This window comes from Promicromonospora sp. MS192 (assembly GCF_049532985.1).
GTDB lineage: Bacteria > Actinomycetota > Actinomycetes > Actinomycetales > Cellulomonadaceae > Promicromonospora.
The window spans coordinates 1644730-1668471 of the sequence record NZ_CP186693.1; the positions used below are offsets into that span (position 1 = coordinate 1644730).

The 23742-nt window shown below is 71.2% G+C and carries 24 protein-coding genes; 16 read left to right on the top strand and 8 right to left on the bottom strand.

Annotated features, from left to right (window positions below; genetic code table 11):
• Positions 1-7 precede the first annotated feature (7 nt).
• The 5 genes from ACO229_RS07380 (at position 8) to ACO229_RS07400 (ending at position 3858) form a co-directional block, all read left to right on the top strand.
• A complete protein-coding gene (locus ACO229_RS07380; protein WP_423464371.1) occupies positions 8-481 on the top strand; it encodes a GbsR/MarR family transcriptional regulator in 474 nt (157 codons plus the stop codon).
• A 7-nt stretch (positions 482-488) separates the two neighbouring features.
• A complete protein-coding gene (locus ACO229_RS07385) occupies positions 489-1313 on the top strand; it encodes a class I SAM-dependent methyltransferase (RefSeq protein WP_423464373.1) in 825 nt (274 codons plus the stop codon).
• A 197-nt stretch (positions 1314-1510) separates the two neighbouring features.
• The gene (locus ACO229_RS07390; protein WP_423464374.1) at positions 1511-1753 is read left to right on the top strand and encodes a hypothetical protein; all 243 of its coding nucleotides are present in this window, start codon (positions 1511-1513) and stop codon (positions 1751-1753) included.
• Between the two features lie 96 nt (positions 1754-1849).
• Entirely contained in the window at positions 1850-2860 is a 1011-nt protein-coding gene (locus ACO229_RS07395) for a LacI family DNA-binding transcriptional regulator (protein WP_423464375.1), read from the top strand.
• Positions 2857-3858, top strand: coding sequence for a LacI family DNA-binding transcriptional regulator (locus tag ACO229_RS07400; protein WP_397415654.1), 1002 nt, complete (start codon positions 2857-2859; stop codon positions 3856-3858). Before ACO229_RS07395 ends, ACO229_RS07400 begins: the two co-directional genes overlap by 4 nt.
• A gap of 4 nt (positions 3859-3862) precedes the next feature.
• Here the strand turns inward: ACO229_RS07400 and ACO229_RS07405 are convergent, their stop codons facing one another.
• On the bottom strand, positions 3863-6154 hold the full coding sequence (locus tag ACO229_RS07405; RefSeq protein WP_423464376.1) for an alpha-L-arabinofuranosidase C-terminal domain-containing protein: 2292 nt from the start codon (positions 6152-6154) through the stop codon (positions 3863-3865).
• Positions 6155-6380: 226 nt separating this feature from the next.
• Between ACO229_RS07405 and ACO229_RS07410 the strand changes: the two genes are divergently transcribed.
• The 6 genes from ACO229_RS07410 to ACO229_RS07435 all read left to right on the top strand — a co-directional run bounded on the left by ACO229_RS07410 (position 6381) and on the right by ACO229_RS07435 (position 14240).
• Positions 6381-7976, top strand: coding sequence for an extracellular solute-binding protein (locus ACO229_RS07410; protein WP_423464377.1), 1596 nt, complete (start codon positions 6381-6383; stop codon positions 7974-7976).
• On the top strand, positions 7973-8947 hold the full coding sequence (locus tag ACO229_RS07415) for an ABC transporter permease (protein WP_423464378.1): 975 nt from the start codon (positions 7973-7975) through the stop codon (positions 8945-8947). The genes ACO229_RS07410 and ACO229_RS07415 overlap by 4 nt, the downstream gene beginning before the upstream one ends.
• Before the next feature lie 5 nt (positions 8948-8952).
• Positions 8953-9861, top strand: a complete 909-nt coding sequence (locus ACO229_RS07420) for a carbohydrate ABC transporter permease (RefSeq protein WP_397432559.1) — start codon at positions 8953-8955, stop codon at positions 9859-9861.
• Positions 9858-10532, top strand: coding sequence for a YesL family protein (locus ACO229_RS07425; RefSeq protein WP_423464379.1), 675 nt, complete (start codon positions 9858-9860; stop codon positions 10530-10532). The genes ACO229_RS07420 and ACO229_RS07425 overlap by 4 nt, the downstream gene beginning before the upstream one ends.
• Positions 10529-12607 (top strand): TIM-barrel domain-containing protein, encoded by a 2079-nt coding sequence (locus ACO229_RS07430; protein WP_423464380.1) that lies wholly within the window; start codon positions 10529-10531, stop codon positions 12605-12607. Before ACO229_RS07425 ends, ACO229_RS07430 begins: the two co-directional genes overlap by 4 nt.
• A 109-nt stretch (positions 12608-12716) precedes the next feature.
• Complete coding sequence (locus tag ACO229_RS07435) at positions 12717-14240, top strand: alpha-N-arabinofuranosidase (protein ID WP_423464381.1); 1524 nt, start codon at positions 12717-12719, stop codon at positions 14238-14240.
• A 24-nt stretch (positions 14241-14264) separates the two neighbouring features.
• Here the strand turns inward: ACO229_RS07435 and ACO229_RS07440 are convergent, their stop codons facing one another.
• The 4 genes from ACO229_RS07440 to ACO229_RS07455 all read right to left on the bottom strand — a co-directional run bounded on the left by ACO229_RS07440 (position 14265) and on the right by ACO229_RS07455 (position 18368).
• Complete coding sequence (locus ACO229_RS07440; RefSeq protein WP_397415637.1) at positions 14265-15092, bottom strand: nucleotidyltransferase domain-containing protein; 828 nt, start codon at positions 15090-15092, stop codon at positions 14265-14267.
• 75 nt (positions 15093-15167) lie between these two features.
• The gene (locus ACO229_RS07445; protein WP_423464382.1) at positions 15168-16484 is read right to left on the bottom strand and encodes an ABC transporter substrate-binding protein; all 1317 of its coding nucleotides are present in this window, start codon (positions 16482-16484) and stop codon (positions 15168-15170) included.
• Between the two features lie 35 nt (positions 16485-16519).
• The gene (locus ACO229_RS07450; RefSeq protein ID WP_423464384.1) at positions 16520-17419 is read right to left on the bottom strand and encodes a carbohydrate ABC transporter permease; all 900 of its coding nucleotides are present in this window, start codon (positions 17417-17419) and stop codon (positions 16520-16522) included.
• The gene (locus ACO229_RS07455; protein WP_397415630.1) at positions 17409-18368 is read right to left on the bottom strand and encodes a carbohydrate ABC transporter permease; all 960 of its coding nucleotides are present in this window, start codon (positions 18366-18368) and stop codon (positions 17409-17411) included. Before ACO229_RS07455 ends, ACO229_RS07450 begins: the two co-directional genes overlap by 11 nt.
• Positions 18369-18604: 236 nt before the next feature.
• On the opposite strand from ACO229_RS07455, the gene ACO229_RS07460 reads away from it, so the two are divergent.
• The 3 genes from ACO229_RS07460 (at position 18605) to ACO229_RS07470 (ending at position 20588) form a co-directional block, all read left to right on the top strand.
• The gene (locus tag ACO229_RS07460; RefSeq protein WP_423464385.1) at positions 18605-19624 is read left to right on the top strand and encodes a LacI family DNA-binding transcriptional regulator; all 1020 of its coding nucleotides are present in this window, start codon (positions 18605-18607) and stop codon (positions 19622-19624) included.
• A 191-nt stretch (positions 19625-19815) separates the two neighbouring features.
• Positions 19816-20103 carry an antibiotic biosynthesis monooxygenase family protein gene (locus ACO229_RS07465; RefSeq protein WP_397415626.1) on the top strand — a complete coding sequence of 96 codons (288 nt, stop codon included), beginning with the start codon at positions 19816-19818 and terminating at the stop codon, positions 20101-20103.
• Positions 20100-20588, top strand: a complete 489-nt coding sequence (locus ACO229_RS07470) for a MarR family winged helix-turn-helix transcriptional regulator (protein ID WP_397415956.1) — start codon at positions 20100-20102, stop codon at positions 20586-20588. Before ACO229_RS07465 ends, ACO229_RS07470 begins: the two co-directional genes overlap by 4 nt.
• A gap of 111 nt (positions 20589-20699) precedes the next feature.
• Here ACO229_RS07470 and ACO229_RS07475 read toward each other — a convergent pair whose 3' ends face one another.
• Complete coding sequence (locus ACO229_RS07475) at positions 20700-21386, bottom strand: phosphonatase-like hydrolase (RefSeq protein ID WP_423464386.1); 687 nt, start codon at positions 21384-21386, stop codon at positions 20700-20702.
• A gap of 184 nt (positions 21387-21570) precedes the next feature.
• A complete protein-coding gene (locus ACO229_RS07480) occupies positions 21571-21738 on the bottom strand; it encodes a hypothetical protein (RefSeq protein ID WP_423464387.1) in 168 nt (55 codons plus the stop codon).
• On the opposite strand from ACO229_RS07480, the gene ACO229_RS07485 reads away from it, so the two are divergent.
• Positions 21737-22144, top strand: a complete 408-nt coding sequence (locus ACO229_RS07485) for an amidohydrolase family protein (protein ID WP_397415619.1) — start codon at positions 21737-21739, stop codon at positions 22142-22144. The genes ACO229_RS07480 and ACO229_RS07485 overlap by 2 nt on opposite strands.
• A 19-nt stretch (positions 22145-22163) precedes the next feature.
• Here ACO229_RS07485 and ACO229_RS07490 read toward each other — a convergent pair whose 3' ends face one another.
• A complete protein-coding gene (locus ACO229_RS07490) occupies positions 22164-22625 on the bottom strand; it encodes a hypothetical protein (protein ID WP_423464388.1) in 462 nt (153 codons plus the stop codon).
• A gap of 225 nt (positions 22626-22850) precedes the next feature.
• Here ACO229_RS07490 and ACO229_RS07495 point away from each other — a divergent pair, with 225 nt between their 5' ends.
• Positions 22851-23723 carry a M23 family metallopeptidase gene (locus tag ACO229_RS07495; protein WP_397415615.1) on the top strand — a complete coding sequence of 291 codons (873 nt, stop codon included), beginning with the start codon at positions 22851-22853 and terminating at the stop codon, positions 23721-23723.
• The last annotated feature ends 19 nt before the right edge of the window (positions 23724-23742 follow it).

Here is a 23742-nt window from a genome sequence, read left to right on the forward strand (position 1 = left end):
TTCAGTCGTGGCTGAAACGCATAGCAAGGACTCCATGAGCGAGGAGCGCCAGGACCAGCTCATGCGATGGGTGGAACAGGTGGCCACCTTCTGTGTGGAGGAGTGGGGGCTGCCGCCGATCACCGGGCGGGTCCTGGGCTGGTTGATGATCTGCGACCCGCCCGAGCAGTCCGCCGGCGAGATCGCGGACACCATCCAGGCGAGCCGGGCGTCTCTGACCTCGAACATGCGCCTGCTCACCGCCATCGGGCTGGTGCGCAAGGTGCGCCGTCCCGGTGACCGCACGGCCTACTACCGCATCGAGGACGACGCCTGGCGCAAGGTCGTCGAACGCAAGCTCGACAGCCTGAGCGCGTTCGGCGGCATCGCCGAGGAGGGCTTCGCCCTCGTCGGCCGCGAAGGCGCCGGCCGCATCAAGGCGGCCCAGGAGTCCCTGACCTGGCTGCGCGACATCGCCGCCCGCAACCCCCTGAAGCGCTAGGAGAGCCATGCCGTCCCTCCAGCTCGACCTCAGCCCGGTCCAGGAGACGCTGCTGCTCACCCTGTACGCACGAGCACAGGACAGCAGGGCACCGGCTCCGATCCTCGGCGACACCCTCGCTGCAGCGATCGCGGACCGCATCGCCCAGGACACCGGCTACGACTTCGGCAGGCTCAAGGTCAGACCGAGCCTCGTCGCCAGCACCGCGCTCCGCGCCAAGAAGCTCGACGACGTCGTCCGCCAGTTCACCACCACGCACCCCGAGGCGGTCGTCGTCGACCTGGGCTGCGGCCTCGACACCCGGATGGCCCGCTGCACCCCACCCGCCGGCGTCGACTGGTACGACGTCGATCTTCCCCAGGTCACGGAGCTGCGCCAGCAGTATCTCCCGGGTCGGTCACACCTGGTCGCCACGGACATCACCGCGGAGAGCTGGTCAGAGGTCCTGCCGGACGACCGGCCCACCATGATCGTGGCCGAAGGCGTGCTGCCCTTCCTGCCGGGTGACTCCTTCCCGGCCATGATCCGCCAGCTGACCACCCGGCTCCGGGCCGGCGAGCTCGCGCTCAACGGCTACACCCGCTTCGCCGCCTGGGCGATGAGGTACGACGCCTCCATCAAGGCCCTCGGCATCGATGCCGCCCAAGGCTTCGACGACCCCCGCGAGCCGGAACGCTGGAATGCGGGCCTCACCCTGATCTCTGAACGGCTGCTCACCCGCGCCCCGGAAGTCGCAGCGTTCCCGCAGCCCGTACGTGCGCTGACTCGCCTCGTGGCGCACAGCACCGCGATGTCCCGACAAGGCGCGCGCATACTCCACTACCGGTTCTGAACGGCCTCAGCGGTTTCACCCGTCCTGGATCGAGCTCAGGGTCTGCGACCCGCGTAGGCTCCCCACAGGGCAGAGGCCCGGGAGATGTCTCGGGTCGGGACCCGAGCGAGGTGGTCTGGGCCCACGCTCGGGCAGGAGCTGGGACCTCGGCCTGGGGGCGGGGATCCCAGCTCCTTGGGTTCGCTCGAGCGGTCTACGTGCTGCGCTCCCGCCTCAGCGGGTCGCGCGGGCCGCGTTCGCTCAGTGAGATCACCGGCCGCACGATCAGCGCGCCCGTGCTCACCCCGCAGCAGGCCGTCGAACGCGGCATGCTGCCCGCCGTGGTCAACGAGGTCGAGCGGATCAACCAGAACGGCACGCCCGCCCGGCCGGAACACGTCCGGGCTCTGGGCCTGCCCACCACGGACTTCCGCACGTGGGCGCAGCGGACGCTCGTCTGAGGTGTCCAGCTCCCGGACGTCGACGAACCGACCGTCAGCGCGTCTCGCACGGAGCGTGTCCGCCGCCCGGTGCCGCGCGCAGCCTACAGTTGGACCATGCCCGCCACCATGAAGGAAGTGGCGACCCGGGCCGGGGTGTCGCTGAAGACCGTCTCACGGGTAGTCAATCGGGAACCTCACATCCGCCCCGAGACGATGGCGCGGGTCGAGGCCGCCATCGCCGAGCTGGGCTGGATCCCCAACCCGAGCGCCCGGAACCTCCGGACCGGACGGACGGGCACCATCGGGATCGTCGTGGCCGAGCTGCGCCGCCCGTACCTCGCGATGCTCGTGGAGGCCCTCGTCCACGAGGCCGAGCGGTTGGGCCTCACGGCCACGGTCGAGCCGACGCACCGTCGTCCCGGGCGGGTCGCAGAGGTCCTGGGGGAGCGCGGCCACCTGTACGACGGTGTGCTCCTGATCGACCCGGAGGGCCTGGAGCCTGTCGCGTGGGACCAGGCTCCGCAGCCCGTCGTCGTGGTCCAGGGCGGCCGGTGGCGGGCCCCGGTCGACCGCGTCGACGAGGACGTGGTCGAGGCCGCGGGGCTCGTGGCCCGGCACCTGGGCGTCATGGGACGGGTGCGGCCCGTGCTGCTGGGGCCCGACCGTGCACGGTCGGACCCGGACCAGGAGAGCCCGTCCGCGGCGCTCCGGGCAGCCTTCTCGGCCGTGGGGATCGAGGCGGGCGCGGTGCCCCGGGTCTCGTTGGGCGGCGTCGGTGACCGGCGCGCTGGTGCGCGGGCGGCGGCGAGGGCGCTCGAGGTGCGCCCGGATCTCGACGCCCTGCTGTGCGTGAACGACGAGGTGGCGATCGGTGCGCTGTCCTGCCTGGTCGAGCGGGGCGTGGCCGTACCGGACGACGTGGCGATCATCGGCTACGACAACCTGGCCGACGGTCAGTTCTCCACGCCCACGATCACCACGATCGACCCGTCCCCGGCGCGCCTGGCCCGCGCGGCCCTGGAGCTGCTCACGGACCGGCTGCGGGGCGGGTCGCCGGCTGCGGCCCGTCAGATCACGGTGCCCGTGACGCTGGTGCGCCGTGAGTCGACCATGGGGATGTCATGAACCGGCGCCCCACCCTGGAGGACGTCGCGCGGATGGCCGGCGTGTCCGCGAAGACGGTCTCCAACGTGATGCTGGACCGGCCGAACGTCTCGGAGAGCACGCGGGCCGCGGTGCGGGCCGCTGCCGCCACCGCGGGGTACCGGCCGAACCACGCGGGCAGGGGCCTCGCGTCGGGGCGCACCGGCCGCATCGCGGTGGTGGTGCCCAACCTCTTCCAGCCGTACTTCGCCGAGATGGCGGAGCGCCTCATCCTCGCGCTGGAGGACGAGGGACTGACCACCACGCTGCGGATCGCGGGTGACGTCCACGCGGAGCTGGCGGCCGTCATCGGCTCCACCACGCGCGATGCCGACGCCGTCATGATCTGCCCGGCCCACTTCCGGGCGGCGGCGCTCGGCGGGCGGGCTCCTGACCGCCCGGTCGTCCAGGTGGGCGGCCCGGCCACCTCGTCCCTGGACTGCGTGGTCATGGGGGAGTACGAGGGGGCCGCCGCGGTCACGCGGCACCTGCTGGACACGGGCCGGCAGCGCCTGGCGATCATCTGGAACGGGCTGAGCACCGAGAGCGGGCGCTACACCGGAGTGGTCGACGCCCTCGCCGAGCGAGGGATGGAGCCCGACCCGGCGCTGTTCGCGGTCGGGTCGGACTGGGACCGCCGGGAGTCCGGGTACGAGGCGATGGTCGGGCTGCTGCGGACCGGCGTCGAGTTCGACGCCGCGGTGTGCGCGAACGACGCGACCGCCATCGGAGTCGTGCGTGCCCTGCGCTTCCTGGGCCGCCGGGTCCCCGAGGACGTCGCGGTGACCGGCTTCGACAACACGGACGAGAGCGAGTTCGCCAGCCCGCCGCTGACCTCGGTGAGCCCTGAACCGGAGGCGATGGTCTCGGCGGCCGTGCGCATGCTCGTCGAGCGGCTCGACGGGTACGACGGACCGGCGCGGTCCGTGCGCACGGGCGCCGAGGTGATGATCCGGAGGTCGTCCGACCCGGTGTCGTGAGGCGTCAGGTGGCCTGCCCCACCTGGACGGTGACCAGCGACCAGGCCGGGACCGGGACCGCCGCCCGTCCGTCGGCGAGCTCCGCCACGGTCGCGACCGGCTCGACCGGGCTGGCCTCGAACGGCCGCCCGACGTCGGGGGAGCCGCCCGCCAGCGTCGTGACCGTGGCCGGTGCCGCACCGCGGACGCCGTCGACGACCAGGTGCGCGGTCCGGTCCTCGTCGGCGAGGCTGACGAGCGTGACGTGGGTGCGGCCGTCGGGCCCGCTCGTGGCGCCCGCCACGAGGTCGGGCCAGGGGCGCAGGTCGTCCTCGTGGTCGTGGACGAGCGCGCCGTCCAGCCACACCCGGATGCGGGCGTCCTCGACGGTGACGCGGACGTGCAGCGGTACCGCGGGGCGCACGCCGTCGAACGGGTGCGGCCCGTCCACCTCGTTGCCGATGCCGTCGTCGCGCCGGGCGAGGATCAGGGACTCGTTGCGCCAGCCCCCGACCTGGAACTCGTGCACGGTCTCGCCGTCCGCCCCGCCGAACCCGACGACGAAGCCCTCCTCGCCGTCCGTCCGGGTGGCCACGAGCTCGAGCTCGGTCCCGTCGGTGGTGAGGGACGCCGTGCCCTCGGTTCCCACGACCTGGTCCGGGTGTGCCGTGCCGCCCACCTGGATCGCGGTGAACCGGGTGGTCGAGCCGGGGGAGCGGAGCGTGACCCGCTGCATCGCGGGCGGCGGCTGCGGCCGGTCGGTGTGTCCCGTGGTCGCGCAGCCGAGCACCTCGACGCCACGCACCTCGGCCATCATCCGCTGCACGTGATAGCTCGGGCTCGGCCGCACCTCGTCGTCGGTGAAGTAGACCAGGTCGGGCAGCCACTGCGTGCTGCCGACCCGGGCGAGCAGCGGCGCGTACGAGGACAGGCGCACCACGTCCGAGTTGCGCTCGACGGCGGTCATGTAGGCCGCCTCGGCGAGCGCCGAGCGCATGGTGGAGGAGTGGGCGGCCCACTCGCCGAGGTACACGGCGGGCCCGGAGCGGTCGTAGTGGTCGAAGCGCTCCAGGTGCTGCAGGAGCCACCGCGGGGAGCGGTAGCTGTGCTCGTCGACCATCGGCACCTCGAGACGACGGGCCAGCTCCCAGCCGGCGTCGTAGTCCGGGCCGTAGGGCTTGGGCCCGAGCGTGCCGATGACGGTGACGTCCGGGTACTGCTCCCGCACGGCCGCGAAGAGCTGCCCGAAGCGGTCGGCGAACTGCGCGTCGACGACGTCCTCGTTGCCGATGCCCAGGTACCGCAGGCCGAACGGTTCGGGGTGACCCGCCGCGGCCCGGACGGCGCCCCAGCGGGTCTCGGGCCCGCCGTTGGCGTACTCGACCAGGTCCAGCACGTCCTGCACGTACTGGGGCATCCGCTGCTGCGGGATCGCCTGCGGCCCGCCGGGCACGTTCTGGCAGCACACGCCCGCCGCCACGACCGGCATGGGAGTGGCGCCGAGCTCCTCGCAGAGCAGGAAGTACTCGTGGTACCCGATCGCCATCGACTGGTGGTAGCCCCAGGTGTTGGGCATGGGCACCCGGCGCTCGCGCGGCCCGATGGTGCGCTTCCAGTGGTACATGTTGTCGAGGCCGTAGCCGTGGGCCACGCAGCCGCCGGGGAACCGGACGAAGGCCGGGCGCAGCGCCCGCAGCGTCTCGACCAGGTCGGGGCGGAACAGGCGGGCACGGCCCTGCGGGTCGACGGGGCGCAGCTCGACCAGGTCGACGTCGACGGCGCCCTCCACGACCTCGATGCTCAGTGCCGCGCGCGTGGTCGCGGTGCTGGTCAGGTCCACCTCGACCCAGCTCCAGGCGTCCGCGGCGGCCGGGATCTCGACCCGGGCGAGCGCGTCGCCGTCCGCGGTGGTCAGGGACGCGTGCGCGCCCGCCGACGGCGCGGCGCGGCGCACGGCGAGCCGGAGCCGGTAGGCGCCCTCGCGCACCAGCATGCCCTCGGGGTCGTAGCCCCGGTTGGTCAGCCGGGACCCCGCGGCGATCCGGACGTAGGTCGCGTTGGCGGCGGAGACGGGGCGGTCGCTGCGCACCCGGACGCCGTCCGCGTCGGCCTCGGGGTCCCAGCCGGTCAGCGGGCCCCAGCCGGGGCGGTCGGCGCCGGTCGCCTCGAAGTCGCCGTTGCGGACGAGGTCGGCGTTGAGCCCGCCGTCCAGCGCGTAGTTGATGTCCTCCAGGAACAGGCCCCAGAGGTCCGGGCTCACCCGCGTCCCGGTGGGTTCCTGCACGTGGATCGTGACGTCGTTCCGGCCGGTGGTCATCGGTTCGCACCCTCTCTCGGGGCCTCGGGCGGCCCCGGCTCCGCGCTGCGTCGCGCGGTCGCCGGGTTGTCGCAGGCCAACGTACAGCGTTGTCACGAACTCGTCGACAACCATTGACAACGCTGAACCATCTTCGCGATCATCGTGCCGCTCGGGCACGACGACGGCGGGTCACCGACGACCCGACCGGCCCAGTGGTGCACGCGCACGACATCCGGAGGACTCAATGAAGAGCAGAACACGCCTGGCCGGCTCCGTGCTGGCGACCGGAGCGCTCCTCCTCGCCGGCTGCACCGGTGGCGGCGGCGACGACCAGGGCTCCGCGGACGGCACGATCGACATCCTCGTCGTCAAGCACGGGCTGACCGGCCCGATGGCCGACATGGCCTGGGTGAAGGACCTCGAGAAGAAGGCCGGCGTGACGATCCGCTGGGAGGAGGTCTCGGCCGACTGGAGCCAGAAGAAGGCCACGATGCTCGCCGCGGGCGAGGTGCCGGACCTCATCGTCGGCGGCAACGCGGTCACCAACGCGGACCTCGCCACCTACTCGTCCCTGTTCGAGGACCTCTCCGACGACATGGACGCGCTGCCCAACGTGCAGGGGATGCTCGACTCGCACGCCGAGCTGGCGGCGATGGCCACGCGGTCGTCGGGTGAGGTCTACGCCCTCCCGAGCTACAAGCGCTACTGGCCGGAGACGATCTCGCGCCAGTACATCAACCAGGAGTGGCTGGACAACCTCGGCCTCGACGTGCCGACCACCTGGGACGAGCTCTTCGACGTGCTCGTCGCCTTCAAGGAGCAGGACGCGAACGGCAACGGCGACCCGGACGACGAGATCCCCTGGGACTGGAACCCGGTGGACCCGGCGGGGTTCGCGGCCGGCCAGCCCACCATGCTGCTCAGCGGGCTCGGCCTGGCCACCACCTACGGCGGCGGTCAGGGGTACGTGGTCGAGGACGGCAAGGTCCTCAACTTCCTCGTGGACGAGCGGTACCGCGAGGTCATCGAGTTCACGCACCGCGCCTACGCGGCCGGGCTGGTGAGCAAGCAGGTGATGACCCAGGACTACTCGGCCTTCCAGTCCGTCGGCCGCGGCGACGGCGACGTCGCGAAGGTCGGCTTCAGCTGGGGCTGGACGGCGTCGGACCGGTTCGGCGCCCGGCTCGCCGACCAGTACACGTCGATGGCGCCGCTCGAGGCGGAGGCGGGGCAGTCGACGCCGGTCACCTGGAACTACGACACCGAGAACTTCAGCCCCAACCACGTCGTGATGTCCGCGGGCACCGCGGACCGGGACGGTGCGCTCGCCGTGATCGACGCCTTCTACGACCCCGAGATCTCGGTCCAGGTGCTCTGGGGTGACCTGGGCGAGAACGTGGAGCGCGACGGTGACGGATACCGGGTGCTGCCGCCCGCCGACGAGAACAGCGACCCGTCGACCTGGAAGTGGACCACGACGCTGGCCGATGCCGGCCCCCACTGGATCCGCGACGACGTCGACGTCGAACCGCCCGCAGACCTCGCCGAGGCCACCGAGCAGTCGGAGCCGCTGCGGGAGGCGCTCGCGACCGTGGACCCGGTCACGGACATCTACCCCTTCAAGTACGTGAACATCTCCACCGAGGACCAGAGCACCATCACCCTGAACGACACCACCGTGATGAACCTCGCCATGACGGCCTTCGGGCGCTGGGTGACCGAGGGCGGCGTCGAGGAGGAGTGGGACGACTACGTCGCGCAGCTGGAGTCCGCGGGCCTCCCGCAGAACGTCGAGATCTACCAGCGCTACTACGACGAGTACGTGGCGAGCCGGTCATGACCCTGCTCCGAGAACGGGCGGACCTGCCGGGAGCCGCGGCCGCCGGTCGGGGCGCGCCGCCGGGCCGGGTCGAGCGCGCCCGGCGGCACCTGGGTCGCTACTGGCAGCTGTGGGTGCTGCTGCTGCCGGCGATCGTCTTCACGGTGGTCTTCGCGTACGTGCCCATGTACGGGATCCAGCTCGCCTTCCGCGAGTTCGACTTCCAGGCAGGCCTGACCGGGGGTGAGTGGGTCGGGCTGAAGTACTTCGAGATCTTCTTCGACAGCCCGATGTTCGCCACGGTGCTGCGCAACACGCTGACCATCAGCATCGCGACCCTCGTCGTGGGGTTCCTGGCGCCGATCGCCCTGGCGCTGATCATCAACCAGATCGTGAACGCGACGCGCAAGCGCTTCATGCAGACGGCGACCTACCTGCCGCACTTCATCTCGGTCGTCGTCGTGGTCGGCATGATCCAGGTGCTCCTGAACCCCTCGAACGGCACCGTCACCCGCCTGTTCAGCGGAGTCGGGCTCGACCTCGACCTCCTGGGCGACCCGGATCTCTTCGTCCCGGTCTACGTGATCTCCGAGGTGTGGCAGCACTGCGGGTGGAACTCGATCATCTACCTCGCCGCCCTCGCCTCGGTGGACACCCAGCTCTACGAGGCGGCCCGGATCGACGGGGCGAACCGCCTGCACCTGATCCGCCACGTCGACATCCCGGCGCTCGTGCCGACGATGATCATCCTGTTCATCCTCACGATGGGCGGGGTGCTCTCGACCGGCTTCGAGAAGATCTGGCTGATGCAGAACGCGCTGAACCTCCCCGTGAGCGAGGTCATCGCGACCTACACCTACAGGATCGGCATCCTCGGCAACCAGTTCAGCCTCGGGACGGCGATCGGGCTGTTCAACACGGTCATCAACTTCCTCTTCCTGGTCGTCACGAACTGGCTGGCCAAGAAGTTCGCCGACACGAGCCTGTGGTGAGGCCCATGACACGACTGTCCGCGCTCCGCGCCCGCACGCCCGGCGACATCGCCTTCTCGGTGGTCCTCGCCGTCGTCTGCGCCGCGATCCTGTTCGCGACGATCTATCCCCTCTGGTTCGTGGCGATCGCCTCGATCAGCGAGCCCCGGCTCGTCGCCACCGGCCAGGTGACCTTCCTGCCGCAGAACGTGAGCCTGTTCGGCTACGAGCAGATCTTCGCCGACGAACGGATCTGGACGGGCTATCGCAACACCGTGGTCTACACGGTGGTCGGCACCGCGCTCAACATGGTCGTGACGCTGCCGGCGGCGTTCGCCCTCTCGCGTCGCGAGTTCCGGCCCCGGCGCGTGCTCATGCTGTTCTTCGCGTTCACGATGTTCTTCAGCGGGGGCCTGATCCCGCAGTACCTGCTGTACCGCGACATCGGGCTGCTGGACAACTGGCTGGTGTTCATCCTCCCGACGGCACTGAACGTGTACAACCTCATCATCGCGAGAGCCTTCTTCGAGAACGCGCTGCCGGAGGAGCTCTTCGAGGCCGCCACCCTCGACGGGGTCGACTACTTCCGGTACTTCCTGAACATCGCCCTCCCGCTGTCCAAGGCGATCGTCTCCGTCATTGCGCTCTACTACCTGGTGCAGCACTGGAACGACTTCTTCACGGGCCTGATCTTCGTGCGTGACTACGAGCTGCAGCCGCTGCAGATCGTGCTGCGCGACATCCTGCTCTCCAACCAGGCCTTCGCCGGCGGGGCCGGCGGTGCGGGCGGCTCCGGCGGTGCCTACGGCCAGGACTTCGCCGACCAGATCAAGTACGGCGTGATCATCGTCTCCACGCTGCCGGTGCTCCTGCTGTACCCCTTCCTGCAGAAGTACTTCGAGAAGGGCGTCATGATCGGGTCGGTGAAGGGATGATCGACCGGCTCGTCACCCTGCACACCCATGTCGGCACCTGGGGCTGGCGCCTGCTGAAGCTGCACCTGCTCTGGCTGCTGCACACGGTGCGTGGCGGCGTCGTCCTCGGCGTCTTCCCCGCCACCGCGGCGGTGCACGAGGTGCTGCGGCACGATCTGATGAGCGACGACATCGCGGAGCGGCGTGGGCTCCGGGCGGAGTTCGACGCCGCCTGGCGAGCGAACCTGCGCACGGCGAACGTGCTCGGCTACGCGCTGACCCTGCTCTGGGCGGTGCTCCTGGTCGAACGTCAGCTGCTCGCCGGCGCGGGCAGCGGCCTCGCCGGCGCCGCCGGGAGCCTGCTGTGGTTCGCGGCCGTCTTTCTCGCGGTGGTCTCCGCGCAGGTCTGGCCGCTGGCTGCGCACTACGACGAGGCGCCCGTGCTGCACCTGCGCCGCGCCGCCACGCTCGTCCTGGCACGTCCGATGATCGCCCTCGGCACCGCCTCGGCCGGCGGCGTGATCCTCGCCGCCTACTACCTCGTGCCCGGTCTGGTCCCGGTGCTGGGAGTGGCCGCGCCCGCGCTCGCGACCACGTTCTGCCTGCGGCGCAGCGGCATCCTGCCGACGCCCGCCACACCGCACGGCCGCACGGCCGCACCGCACGACCTCACGAAGGAGAGCACGGTATGAGCACGACGACCACGCCGTCCGCGACCACCGGACCGCAGCCGGACGCCGCCACCCCGTGGCACGTCGACGGCGCCCGGCTGACCTGGCGCGGGGGCGGGGAGACCCTCGTCGTCGAACCCTGGGGGGCCGACAGCGCGCGCGTCCGGTCGGCGCAGGGGGAGGTCGTCGACACCGACTGGGCCCTGCTCCCGGCCCCGGAGGCGAAGGACGCCCGCATCGAGCTTGACGGCCCCGTCGCCACCCTGGTCAACGGCGGTCTGCGGGTGGTCCTGACCGCGCACGACCACTACCACTGGCAGGGCGGCCAGCGCCGCTTCCGGAGTCACGTCAGCTTCCAGGACGCCGACGGCCGCGAGCTGCTGGCCGAACGCGAGTCCGGCGGGGCGCTCGCCCTGCGCGCCCGCCAGTACGACGCGCTCCCCGCGGGCGGCTGGCGGACCGCGCTCTTCCTGGAGAGCCCGGCCGACGAGAAGCTCGTCGGGATGGGCCTGTACCAGCAGGACCACATCGACCTCAAGGGCTGCTCGCTCGAGCTCGCCCACCGCAACTCCCAGGCCAGCGTCCCCTTCGTCATCTCCAGCGCCGGGTACGGCATGCTCTGGCACACACCCGCCGTCGGACGGGCGACCTTCGGCCGCAACGGCACCGAGTGGTCCGCCGAGTCCGCGCCCCAGATCGACTACTGGGTCACGGCGGGCGCGACACCGGCGCAGATCACCCGGGCGTACGCCGACGCCACCGGGCACGCCCCCGTGATGCCCGAGCGGGGGCTCGGCTACTGGCAGTGCAAGCTGCGCTACTCCTCCCAGGAGCAGCTGCTGGAGGTCGCCCGCGAGCACCGGCGCCGCGACCTGCCGCTGGACGTGATCGTGGCCGACTTCTTCCACTGGCCCGCCATGGGCGACTTCCGGTTCGACGACGAGTTCTGGCCCGACCCGAGCGGGATGGTCGACGAGCTGCGGGAGCTCGGCGTCGAGCTCATGGTCAGCGTCTGGCCCCAGGTGGCGCTCACGTCCGAGAACTTCGACGAGATGTCCCGCCAGGGCCTGCTCGTGGCCACCAACCGAGGCATCGACGTACAGATGTGGTTCGAGGGGCCCAGCCGGTTCGTCGACACGACCAACCCCCGGGCCCGCGCCTACCTCTGGGACAAGCTCCGCGCCGGGTACGGGCGGCACGGCATCCGGACGTTCTGGCTCGACGAGGCCGAGCCGGAGTTCGGCCAGTACGACTTCGGCGCCTACCGGTACGACGCCGGGCAGGCGCTCGCGGTGACCAACATCTACCCGCAGACGTTCTCCCGCGCCGTGTTCGAGGGGCAGCAGGGCGACGGCGAGTCCGAGATCGTCAACCTGGTGCGGTGCGCCTGGGCGGGCAGCCAGCGCTACGGTGCGCTCCTGTGGTCCGGGGACATCCACTCCTCGTGGACGGCCATGCGGCGCCAGATCACCGCGGGCATCCACGTAGGCGCGGCGGGCGTCCCGTGGTTCACGACGGACATCGGCGGGTTCGGCGGCGGCCGCACCGACGACCCGGCGTTCCAGGAGCTCCTGGTCCGGTGGTTCCAGATGGGGGCGTTCCTGCCGGTGATGCGCCTGCACGGGGACCGGGCCCCGCAGGTGCCCGTCGTGGCGGCGGACGGCAGCCGCCGCCTGCCCTCCGGCTCGGGGAACGAGCTGTGGAGCTTCGGCCAGGAGAACTACGAGATCCTCGCGCGGTACGTGCGGCTCCGCGAGCGCCTGCGTGACTACACCCGCGACGTCATGCGCGCCGCGCACGAGGACGGTCAGCCCGTGATGCGCGGTCTCTTCCACAACTTCCCGGACGACCCCGAGGCGTGGGAGGTGGGGGACCAGTTCATGCACGGCCCGGACGTGCTGGTCGCACCGGTCCTCCAGCCCGGGGCGACGTCCCGAGCCGTGTACCTGCCCGCGGGGGCGCGCTGGACCGACCTGCACACGGGTGCCACGCACGCCGGCGGGCAGTGGGTCGAGGCGGACGCCCCGCGTCACCTCGTCCCCGTCTTCACGCGCGACGGCGCCCTGTCCGACCTGCGCGGGTACCTCGTGCCCTGAGCAACCGACCGCCCCGCGCCGCCTCCCCGCGCCGCTGTCCTGCGCCGCCGCCCCGCGCCGTCGTCCTGCCCCGCCGTCCGGCCGCGACCACCGACTGCCAGGAGAACCCATGGCCACGATCACCGCCGTCATCGACCTCGACCTGCCCGGCCCCACCATCTCCCGCCATGTCTACGGACACTTCGCGGAGCACCTCGGACGCTGCATCTACGGCGGCTTCTGGGTCGGTGAGGACTCCGACGTCCCGAACGTGCGCGGCATCCGGCGCGACGTCGTCGACGCGCTGCGCGCGCTCGGCATCCCGAACCTGCGGTGGCCTGGTGGGTGCTTCGCCGACGACTACCACTGGCAGGACGGGATCGGGCCGCGTGAGGAGCGGCCCCGCATGGTCAACTCGCACTGGGGCGACGTGGTCGAGGACAACTCCTTCGGCACCCACGAGTTCATGGACCTGTGCGAGCTGCTCGGCGCCGACGCCTACATCAGCGGCAACATCGGGTCGGGCTCGGTGCGCGAGATGAGCGACTGGATCGAGTACCTGACGCGGGCGGACGACTCGCCCATGGCAACGCTCCGCCGGGCCAACGGCCGTGACGAACCCTGGAAGGTGCCGTTCTGGGGACTCGGGAACGAGGCGTGGGGTTGCGGGGGCAACCTCCGCGTCGAGCAGTTCGCGTCGCTCGCCCGCCAGTACGCCACGTACACGCGGGACCACGCCGACAACCGCGTGTACCGGATCGCCGCCGGTGCGCACGAGGACGACTACTCCTGGACGGAGACCCTGATGCGGTCCTTCGACCCGCTCGACCAGGACGACCGGCCGGCGACGCCGTTCCAGGCGGTGTCCCTGCACTACTACACGCGGACCGGCACGTGGGCGGAGAAGGGGAGGGCGACGGAGTTCAGCACCGACGAGTGGTATCTCGCCCTGAGCCGCGCGTCCTGGATGGAAGAGCTCGTTGCGCGGCACTCCACGGTGATGGACCGGTACGACCCGGGCAAGAAGGTGGGCCTCGTCGTGGACGAGTGGGGCACCTGGTGGGACGTGGAGCAGGGCACCGAGCCCGGCTTCCTGTACCAGCAGAACACGCTGCGCGACGCGCTGGTGGCGGCCGTGCACCTCGACGCCTTCCACCGCCACGCCGACCGGGTCGTCATGGCGAACATCGCCCAGACCGTGAACGTGCTGCAGGCGATGATCCTCACGGACCCCGAGTCGGGCGCGCTCGTGCTCACGCCCACGTACCACGTCTTCGAGATGAACCGCGGGCATCACGACGCCGCCGCGCTGGCCGTGCACCTGAAGGGGGCACCGGCGCGGGAGGCCGACGGGCGCTCGCTGACGCTCGTCTCGTCGTCGGCGTCCACCCGGGGAGACTCCGCCCTGGTCTCGCTGTCGAACCTCGACGCCGAGCGCGCGCACACCGTGACGCTCGACCTCCGGGGCCGGGAGGTCATGGGTCACCGGGCCCGGGTCCTCACCTCGCCGGAGCTTGCGGCGCACAACACGGCGTCCGCTCCCGAGACGGTCGTCCCGCGCGAGCACGGCGGCGTCCGGGTGCGCGACGGCGGGCTGGAGGTCGACCTGCCGGCCCACTCGTACGTGACCCTCGAGCTCGCCATGCGTGCCTGAGCACAGGCCCTGTCTCCCGTGCGGTCATCCGGCCGCGCGGGAGTCCGAAGCAGGCCCCGAGCCGAGCCGGCCGACGACCTGGTCCAGGTACTGCGTCGCGAGCCTCGCTGCGGCGTCGTTGCGATGGAAGGCGATGTCGATGCCGTCGGTCCACTGGTCGTAGAGGTCGACGCAGGCGAGCAGCGCTCGCCCGATCTCGCCGGTGTCACGTCCGCACACGGTCGCTTCGAGCGCCCGTGCGGCGTCGGGGTCTGTCGTCTCCAGGCGCCGCACTCCCTGGAGCAGCTTTCCGTGTCGGTACTGGATCAGAGGTCCGAACACGGTCTCCCGGAGATACGAGATGAAACCGATGGCCTCGAACAGCTCGCCCCTGGCCAGCTTTGTGGCGCCGTAGTGAATCCACACCCAGAACCGATCGTCGATCCACTGAAGGTCCAGCCGGGGAGGAGAAGGAGAAGTCGCTGCGAGCGCGGTCGAGAGGCGTCCGTCTCGCTCCCACAGCACCTGAAGCTCGTCGACTCGCGACGTGAAGTCCGTGTACCGGACGAACTTGAAATCGACGTGCAGCGCCTCGGGGCCCATGAGAGTGATGATCAACCGGGGTTCCCCGACGTGCTCTCCCGTGAACCCCGCGACGAGCGGCGACCATGCCTCGATGAGTGCAAGCCGCTCACGCATCACCTGATCGAAGGCGTCGTCCTCGACCGCGAGCACCAGGTCGACGTCGGAGTACTCGTCGGGGACGCCGTTGGCGACGGATCCGCCGGCAGCGACGCCGACGATGCGCGAGTCCGATCGAACGCGGGGGAGAAGACCGTCGAGGAAACGTCCGTGCACATCGGGGAGGGGCATCGCTCTTCTTTCCTGTCGAGGTAAAGTCGAGCAGCGTAACATCCTGGTCAGACGCGGATCAAGCCGTCGACCACGTCAGCCGGTGGCGTCGATCGCGGACTGGAGCTCCTCGATGAACCGCTCGGCGGCGTCCTGGGGCGTGAGCTCGCCGAACTGGACCAGCTGGTTGTAGCGGGACAGCATCGTGTCGACCTCGCTGGCGCCGTTCGGGGTGATGGGCGGTGCGTCGCCCGCCTCCTTCGTCACCAGCTCCGTGAACGTCAGGGCCTTGCGGCCCGCCTCGTCGAGCGAGGGCTCGACCGCCGCCTGGAACTTCTCGCTCGCGGGGATCCCGCGCTCCGTGCCGAACGCCTCGGCGACCTCGGGGTCGTTGGAGAGGAAGTCGATGAGGAGCGCCGCCTCGGCAGGGTGCTCCGACTGGGACGAGCCCGCCCAGTACATCGACGGCTTGGGGTACTGGTAGCCCTCCTCGGCGTCGGGATCGGCCGGCCAGTTCACGATCTCGTAGTCGAAGTCGGGCGCGGCGGCGGCGATCGCCGTGAAGAGGCCGCCCGGCTGGAACTCCATCGCGGTCCCGCCCACCACCAGGTTGCCCTGGTCCAGGGGAACCCCCTGCTTCTCGCTCAGGGCGGCCGCCGACGGAGAGGCCCCCGAGTCGATCCAGTCGAGCCGTCGTTGCCAGTAGGCGGCCAGGACCGCGGGATCGATCGCCACGTCGCCCTCGGCGTCGAACAGCGTGTCGCCCTGCTGGCGGGCGAAGACCTCCAGGCTGAAGGAGTCGGCGCCGAACGGGGACACGCCGCGTACCTCCCCGCCGGAGGCCTCGGTGATCGCCTCGGCGGTGGCGTCGAAGTCGTCCCACGTCCAGGTGTCCGTGTCGGGGATCGGTACGTCGTACTTCTCGAACAGGCTCGTGTTCATCACCACCCCGTTCCCGGCCACACCGATCGGGACGGCGTACAGGGTGCCGTCCACCCGGCCGGACCCCAGTACGTTCTCGGGCAGCGAGCTCGCGTCCACGAACTCCGACAGCGCGTCGAGATCCAGCAGCGCGCCACGGCCCGCGTACGAGGAGAGGTAGAGCTGGTCGAACTGGATGACGTCGGGCATGTCGCCCGCCGCCGCGGTGGTCGCCAACCGGTCCCAGTACCCGGCCCAGTCCGCGTAGGTGGGTTCGACGGTGATCCGCGGGTACTTCTCCTCGAACAGCTCGATCGCGTCGAGGGTCGACTGGTGGCGGGCGTCCGCGCCCCACCAGGTCATCGTCAGGGTCACCGGATCCTCGCTGAGCTCCGCGTCGGCGGGGTCGGGCGCGATGCCGCACCCGGCCACGCCGAGGCTCAGGGCGAGGGCGGAGGCGGTCAGCACGCCCCGTCGTGCCCGTCGTTCCATCGTGGTTCGTCCTCCGGTCGAAAGTCGTGGGCTCATCACTTGCCGCCCGTCGTCGCGATGCCACGCAGCAGGAAGCGCTGCCCGAACAGGAACACCAGGAACACCGGGATCAGGGAGACGACGCTCATCGCGAACAGGGCCCCGAAGTCGGACTGCGACTGGGCGTCGATGAACTGCCGCAGGGCCACCGGGACCGTGTAGAGGTCGGGGTCGGTCACGAAGATGAGCTGCGAGAAGAAGTCGTTCCAGGTCCAGATGAACGTGAAGATCGTGGTGGTCGCGAGCGCCGGCACCATGAGCGGCAGGATCACCTGGAGGAAGATCCGGGCGTGCCCGGCGCCGTCGATCCGAGCCGCCTCGTCGAGCTCGCGAGGGATGCCGCGCACGAACTGCACCATGAGGAACACGAAGAACGCGTCGGTGGCCAGCAGCTTGGGCACGATCAGCGGCAGGTAGGTGTTGATCCAGCCGATCTGGGCGAACATCACGTACTGCGGGATGATCAGCACGTGCACCGGCAGCATGATGGTCAGGAGCATCGCGGCGAACGCGACGGTCTTGGCGCGGAACTGCAGCCGGGCGAACGCGTAGGCGGCCATCGAGCAGGACACGAGGTTGCCCACCACGGAGCCCAGTACGACCAGCGCCGAGTTGAGCAGGTAGCTGCCGAACGGCTGGCTCAGGGCGTTCCAGCCGTCGGGGTAGTGGCTCAGGTCGAACGTGTCGATCAGCAGCCCGGGGCTGGTGAAGATCTCGTCGTTCGGGCGCAGCGAGCTGGTCACCATCCACAGCAGCGGGTACAGCATCACGATCGCCACGAGGACCAGGCCCACGTGGGCCAGGATCCGCGGGCGGCGTCGGCGCTGCCTGATGACGAGGGGGCGCGGGCCCGGCTCCGTGGTCGGTGCGGTGGTCGCGAGAGTCTCAGTCGTCATAGAACACCCAGTACTTCGAGGCCCAGAAGTTCAGGGCAGTGAACGCGCCGATGATGATGAGCAGCAGCCAGGCCAGGGCCGACGCGTACCCCATGCGGAAGCCGGCGAAGCCTTCCTGGTAGAGGTACAGCGAGAAGAAGAGCGTCGAGTCGGCCGGTCCGCCGCTGCCGTTGGAGACGATGAACGCCTGCGTGAACGACTGGAAGCTGCCGATCAGCCCGAGCACCAGGTTGAAGAAGATGATCGGGCTCAGCAGCGGCAGCGTGATCTTGCGCAGCTGCTGCCACGTGTTCGCGCCGTCGGTCGACGCCGCGTCGTAGTACTGCCGCGGGATCTGCCGCAGGCCGGCGAGGAAGATGACCATCGGCGCGCCGAAGGTCCACACGTGCAGCACGATCAGGGTGCCCAGCGCGGTGTCCGGCTCGGCCACCCAGGCGGGACCCTGGATGCCGAACAGGCCGAGGAACGCGTTGACCAGGCCCTCCCCGCCGAACACGAGGCGCCACAGCACCGCGATGGCGACGCTCGCCCCGAGCAGGGAGGGCAGGTAGAGCACCGACCGGTACAGGGCGAGGCCGCGGATGCCGCGGTCCAGCAGGAGCGCCAGGCCGAGGGCGACGGCGAGCTGGACCGGCACCGAGACCACCACGTAGGTGAGTGTCGCGACCAGCGACTTGCCGAGCCGCTCGTCGCCGACCATGCGCTGGATGTTCTCCAGCCCGGTGAAGTTCGGGTCCTGCAGCAGGTTGTAGTCCGTGAACGCCAGGTACAGGGAGGCGACCATCGGGCCGATCGTGATGCCGACGAGGCCCAGGAGCCAGGGTGCCAGGAAGACCGCCGCGGCCTTCGAGTCCCGGCGTCGTTCCTTGGCCAGGGCCTGCTTCTGGTCGGCGGTCAGACTGCCCCGGCCGCCGCGGCTCAGGGTCCGCAGCTCGCCGATCGCACTCACGACGTGGCCTCCGTGCTGGCCGGACGGGCGCGCCTGCCGGCGCCGGACCCTCCGCGGGGGATGGTGGGAGCTGAGGACACCGATACTCCTTCGGATCGTGTCATGCGTCGTCGCACAGGCGGGCGGGAATAGTGATCGTTCACTTTTCCACCCGGCGTCAACATAGTGAACGTTCACTATGCTGTCAACGCTGGTGTCGGTGCCTCGCCGGACGCCCCGAGCGAGAGGATGGCGGAATGTCCGACCACGCCGGGCGGCGGCCGACGATCGTCCAGGTCGCGCGCCTCGCACACGTCTCCCATCAGACCGTCTCGCGGTACCTGCGGCACAACGGCGGCCTCAAGCCCGAGACGGTCCGGCGCGTCGAGGCCGCCATCGAGGAGCTCGGCTACCGCCCCAACCTGGTGGCCCGCTCCATGCGCACCCGGCGCACCGGCCGGCTGGCCGTGCTGCTGCCCGCCCCCGCGTTGCTGCTGCCCACGCGCCTGCTCAGCGCCGCCGCGGTCGTGGCCCACGACGCGGGCTTCCTCATCGAGGTCGTCAGCATCGAGGGCGGCCCGCGGGAACGTGCCGGCCGGGCACTGGAGCTGATGACGTCCGGCCAGGTCGAGGGAGTGCTCTCCCTCAGCTCGCTGCCCGGGCTGACCGACCAGCCCGCGACGCCGTCGCGCGCCGCGTTCGCGGTGGTGGGGGAGTACGACGACGAGCTGCACGGCATCGGCGAGCTCGCGGACGCCTCGGTGGTCGCCGAGATCGTCGAGCACCTCGCGGACCTCGGGCACCGGCACTTCCTGCACGTCGCGGGGCCGGACGCCTGGCCGTCGGCCCGGGCCCGCCGGCAGGTCTACGCCGAGGTGATCGAGCGCCTCGGGCTCGTCTCCCACGGCGTCGTCGACGGCGACTGGTCCGCGGAGTGCGGGTACGCGGCGGTGCGCGCCCTCCCCGGAACCAGCCCCGTCACCGCGGTGGTCGCGGCCAACGACCCGATGGCGACCGGTGCCGTCCGGGCCGCCCTGGACCGGGGCTGGGGCGTGCCGGAGCGGCTGAGCGTCGTGGGGTGGGACGACCTCGAGCTGGGCCGGTTCGCCACGCCGTCGCTCTCCAGCGTGGTCGTGGACCGGGAGGAGCAGGGGCGGGTGGCCATGGAGCGGCTGATCGCGCTGGTCCGCGGCGAGCCGGAACCCGAGCGCACGCGGCTGCCGCTGAACCGGCTGGTGCTGCGTGAGTCCACCGGGCCGGCGCCGGTGCTGGGCTAGGGACCCGCTCGGCGGTGGTGGTGCGGGTCCCGGTCACGGACCTCCTGGTCCGCGAGCTCTCGCCGCGGGACGCGGGCTCGGGCGCCGTCCCGCACCCGCCGCGCTCCCTGACAGGGGAAGACCTTGTCATTGGACAAGATTCTTGACTATTCTCAACTGGTCAAGATTGTTGACTAATCTCAGGAGGGATCATGCCGGTGATGGAGGTGACGCGACTGCGGGTCGCGTCGGACAAGGCGGCCGCGCTGAGCGAGGCGCGGCCCGCGATGCTGGCGGCGTTCAGCGAGCGGCCCGGGTTCGTCCGCGCCGACCTGGTGCGGGTGTCGGAGAACGAGTGGCTCGACCTGATCGTGTGGGAGAGCTCGGCGGACTTCGCGGAGTCGCGGCGCCGTGGCGCGGACTCTGCGGCCGTGGCGACGTTCTTTGCCGCGATCGACGCCGTCGTCTCCGGTGAGGAGGGGCAGGTGTGGCAAGCATGACGCGCGCCGCCCGGGACGACGGTACTGGCCGGCAGGTCCGGCCGCGGACCGACCTGCCGATGGCGACGACGCGGCTGCTGCTCCTGCTGCAGGGCGAGATGTTCCGCCGGATCGCCGAGGAGGGGTACACGGACGTGCGTCCGCGTCAGGGCGCCGTGCTGGCCTACCTCACGCCCGAGGGGCGGCGCCTGTCCGAGTATGCGGAGCTGTCCGGTCAGCCCAAGCAGATCATCGGCACCATCGCCGACGAGCTGGAGGCAGCGGGCTACGTGGTGCGGCGGCCGGACCCCTCCGACGGTCGGGCCAAGCTGCTTGCCCCGACCGAGCGGGGGCTCGCCGAGCTGGAGGCTTCGCGGAACATCATCGCCGACCTGGAGGCGCGCGTGGCGGACGAGCTGGGCGAGGACGGCCTGGCGACGCTCATGGACCACCTGGTCCGGGCTGCGCGGGCGGTCCAGGCTGTGCGGGAGGACCGCGAGCCGTAGGTGCCACGCTGCTCTTCTTCACCGGGACGTGACGTCCGCCGGCTGGACCAGCCCGGCGCCGCCCGGACCGACGCCGGGCGCCACCCGGACCGACGCCGGGCGGCGCCGGGATCAGGCGGCGCCGGAGTGCGCCTCAGCCAGCAGGGCCGGCAAGCTGCCGACGGAGTCGATGAGGTGGGTGTGCGGTGCTGCGGCGAGCGTGGCGCGCGGGACGCCGCCGCTCAGCACGCCGATCACGAGACCGGCGCCTGCGTTGCTGCCTGCCTCGAGGTCGAGCACCGTGTCACCCACGGTGAGCACGTCGGTCGCTCGCCACACGCCGGTGCGCTCCATCGCCCGGTGCACCATGTACGGGGCGGGCCGGCCTGTGGGCACGTCGTCGGTGCACACGACGGCGTCGACCGTATCGCCCTCACGCCATCCGAGGCGGTCGAGGAGCAGTCCGGTCACCTCGGCGGAGAACCCGGTGGTCAGGGCGATCTTCGCGCCGTGGGCCCGCAGCGCCTCGAAGGCATCCAGCACCCCGGGCATCGCTACGGGCGGCGTCTCGTCGTAGGCGGTGCGGAGCAGGCGCTCGAAGTCGGCGAACGCCGCCTCGACGGTGTCTACGTCGGTTGTGCGACCGATCGTGAGCAGTGACCGGATGGCGGTGCGCTTGTCGGCGCCCATCCAGCGGGCGACGTCGGCGACCTCTGCGGTGCTGCCGTGCCCGCGCACGGCGTCGTGCAGGGCGCGGTAGACGGCTCCGCCCTCCTCGACGGTGGTACCGGCGATGTCCAGTGCGGCCAGAGCGATCATGAGTCGTTTCCTCTCGGGTGGTGCAACATGCCTGGTTCAGGGGTCAGCCGGTGAGGCCGGCGCGGTCGAGCACGTCGGTGGCCAGGCCCAGGCCGGTGGTCATGCCGATTCCGGTGGTCACGGTCGCGACGTGCACGCCGGGCTCGGGTTCGGCCACCAGGAACTCGCGGCCCGGTGCGGTCGCCTAGGTGCCCTGCCAGCGTTCGACGACGTCGAGGCCGGTGCCCAGCAGGTCCGTCAGGAGACGCATCAGGACGGCGTTGCCGGCCTCGTCCTGGAACACGGGCGCGTCGACGGCGCGGACGTGCGTGTCGCCGACGATCAGCGTGCCGTCGGCCTGGGGTGTCAGCATGAGGTTGACGTCCCACGCGGCGGCCGAGTTCCCCACGACCGTCGTGGCGGCCCGGGCCGCCCGGGAGCACGGCCTGGCCGTGGTGGCGGGGGCGCCCAACGCGGTGCGGGGGAGCTCGCACACGGCGAACGTCTCGGCGCGCGAGCTGGTCGCGCTGGGGCTGGTGGACGCGCTCGCGTCCGACTATGTGCCCGCCACGATGATGGCCGCCGTCGCGCTGCTGGTGGACGAGAGGCTGGCGGACCTGCCGCGTGCGGTCGGTCTCGTCACCTCCGGGCCCGCGCGCGTGGCAGGTCTCACCGACCGCGGGTCGCTGACCGTCGGGGCGCGCGCCGACGTCGTCCTGGTGCGGTGGTCCGGGCGGTGGCCGGCCGTGGCTGCCACCGCGCGGGCGGCCCGAGCGTGAGATCAGCGGTGGCCCGGACTCATCCGCACCAGACGCTGTCCGAGTAGTACCAGGCACCGCCCAGCACCTCGTTCGTGGCGGCGTTGCGCCACGTCATGTACGCGCGGGCGCGCACCCAGAATCCCGCACCGCCGTTGCCGCAGTTGATCCCCTGCGGGTTGAGGCCGTAGTCGGTGCGGGGCCACCAGCCGTCGTACTGGTTGTAGACGGAGGTCCAGTTCACCCACGTGCTGCCGTCCCAGGCCTGCAGCCCGTAGCGGTTCGCCGCGACCTCGTAGTCGCCGCCACCGGAGACGTCGGACACCGTGGCGGTCGAGCTCGTCCACCCGCTGTCGTCCCGGTACACGGCGACGCAGCGGGTCACCTGCTCACCCCAGCAGCTCCGCCCCAGGAGCTGGCTCGCGTACGCCGGGGCAGCGGTCAGCAGCGTGCACCCCAGCGCCAGCCCGATCCCCGCGGCGATGGTCCTCTTGATGTTCATGTCCGTCGTCCTCGATCACTCGTCCGTCGTCGGCCCCGTGGTGCGGCCCGTCCGGCGGCACCGGACCCGGCCGAGTCTGGGCATCGTGCCTATGCGCGGTCTACGCGCGGTCTACGTGCCGATGCCCGGCTGCGGGGCCGTCCGGCACAGATCCGGGTGAGGTCGGCCGTAGGACGCGGCGCCAGGCTCGCCTCTGTCATGTCCCGCATCGAGTGAGGAACGAGCATGGAGCTGGTGAGACGGCGCGTCGGCATGGCCCTCGGGGTGGTCCTGGCCATGGTGGCGAGCTTCCTGGTCGTGGCGTCGACGGCGGCGCCGGCGCAGGCGTTGGGGGACAAGTGCCCCGGGACGCAGGTCAAGCGGTGCATCAGGGTGCTTCAGGTCGGCACGTCGTACTACGCGCACGCCGGGATCGAGGACGAGGACGGCGCGTACGACGTGGCCGTGAACAGCATCCAGCTGCAGCGGCACAACGGGAGCACGTGGGTGACGGTCAAGGAGAACGGCAACTTCGACGGGTGGGCCGCGACGCGCGACGAGGGTGACACGGGCTCGCACTCGTGCACCAGCGGCGGGCACAGCTTCCGGGCGCGGGCGTTCTTCCAGTGGTCCGGGCCGGACTCGGGCGAGCAGTGGCTCACGACCGACGTCGTCCCGATCTGTGCCGGCGCGTTCCAGGTCCCGTTCCCGTGCAGCGAGACCTGGACCGGGAGCACCCGCTCCGGGCACAGCCCGGCCAACGCCGTGGACTTCAACCGGAACCCCGACGAGGGGCAGCAGGTGTACGCGTCGGCCGGCGGCACGGTGACGACCGTGCGCGACCTGGGCGGGGTGTCCTACGGCAGGTACGTCGTCATCACGCACAACGGTGGCTACCAGACCCTGTACGCCCACCTGGAGAGCTTCGCGGTGTCGGTGGGCGACGCGGTCACGGTGCGGACGCCGATCGGCCGGGTGGGCAGCACGGGCGGCTCGTCGGGGCCGCACCTGCACTACGAGCAGCGGCTGAACGGCAACGACGTGCGGGTCAGGTTCGTCAACGCGGACCCCGTCTACTACGGGGACAAGAACCTGAGCCGAGACTCGGAGTGCCTCTGACGGCGGTGGCCGACGGCAG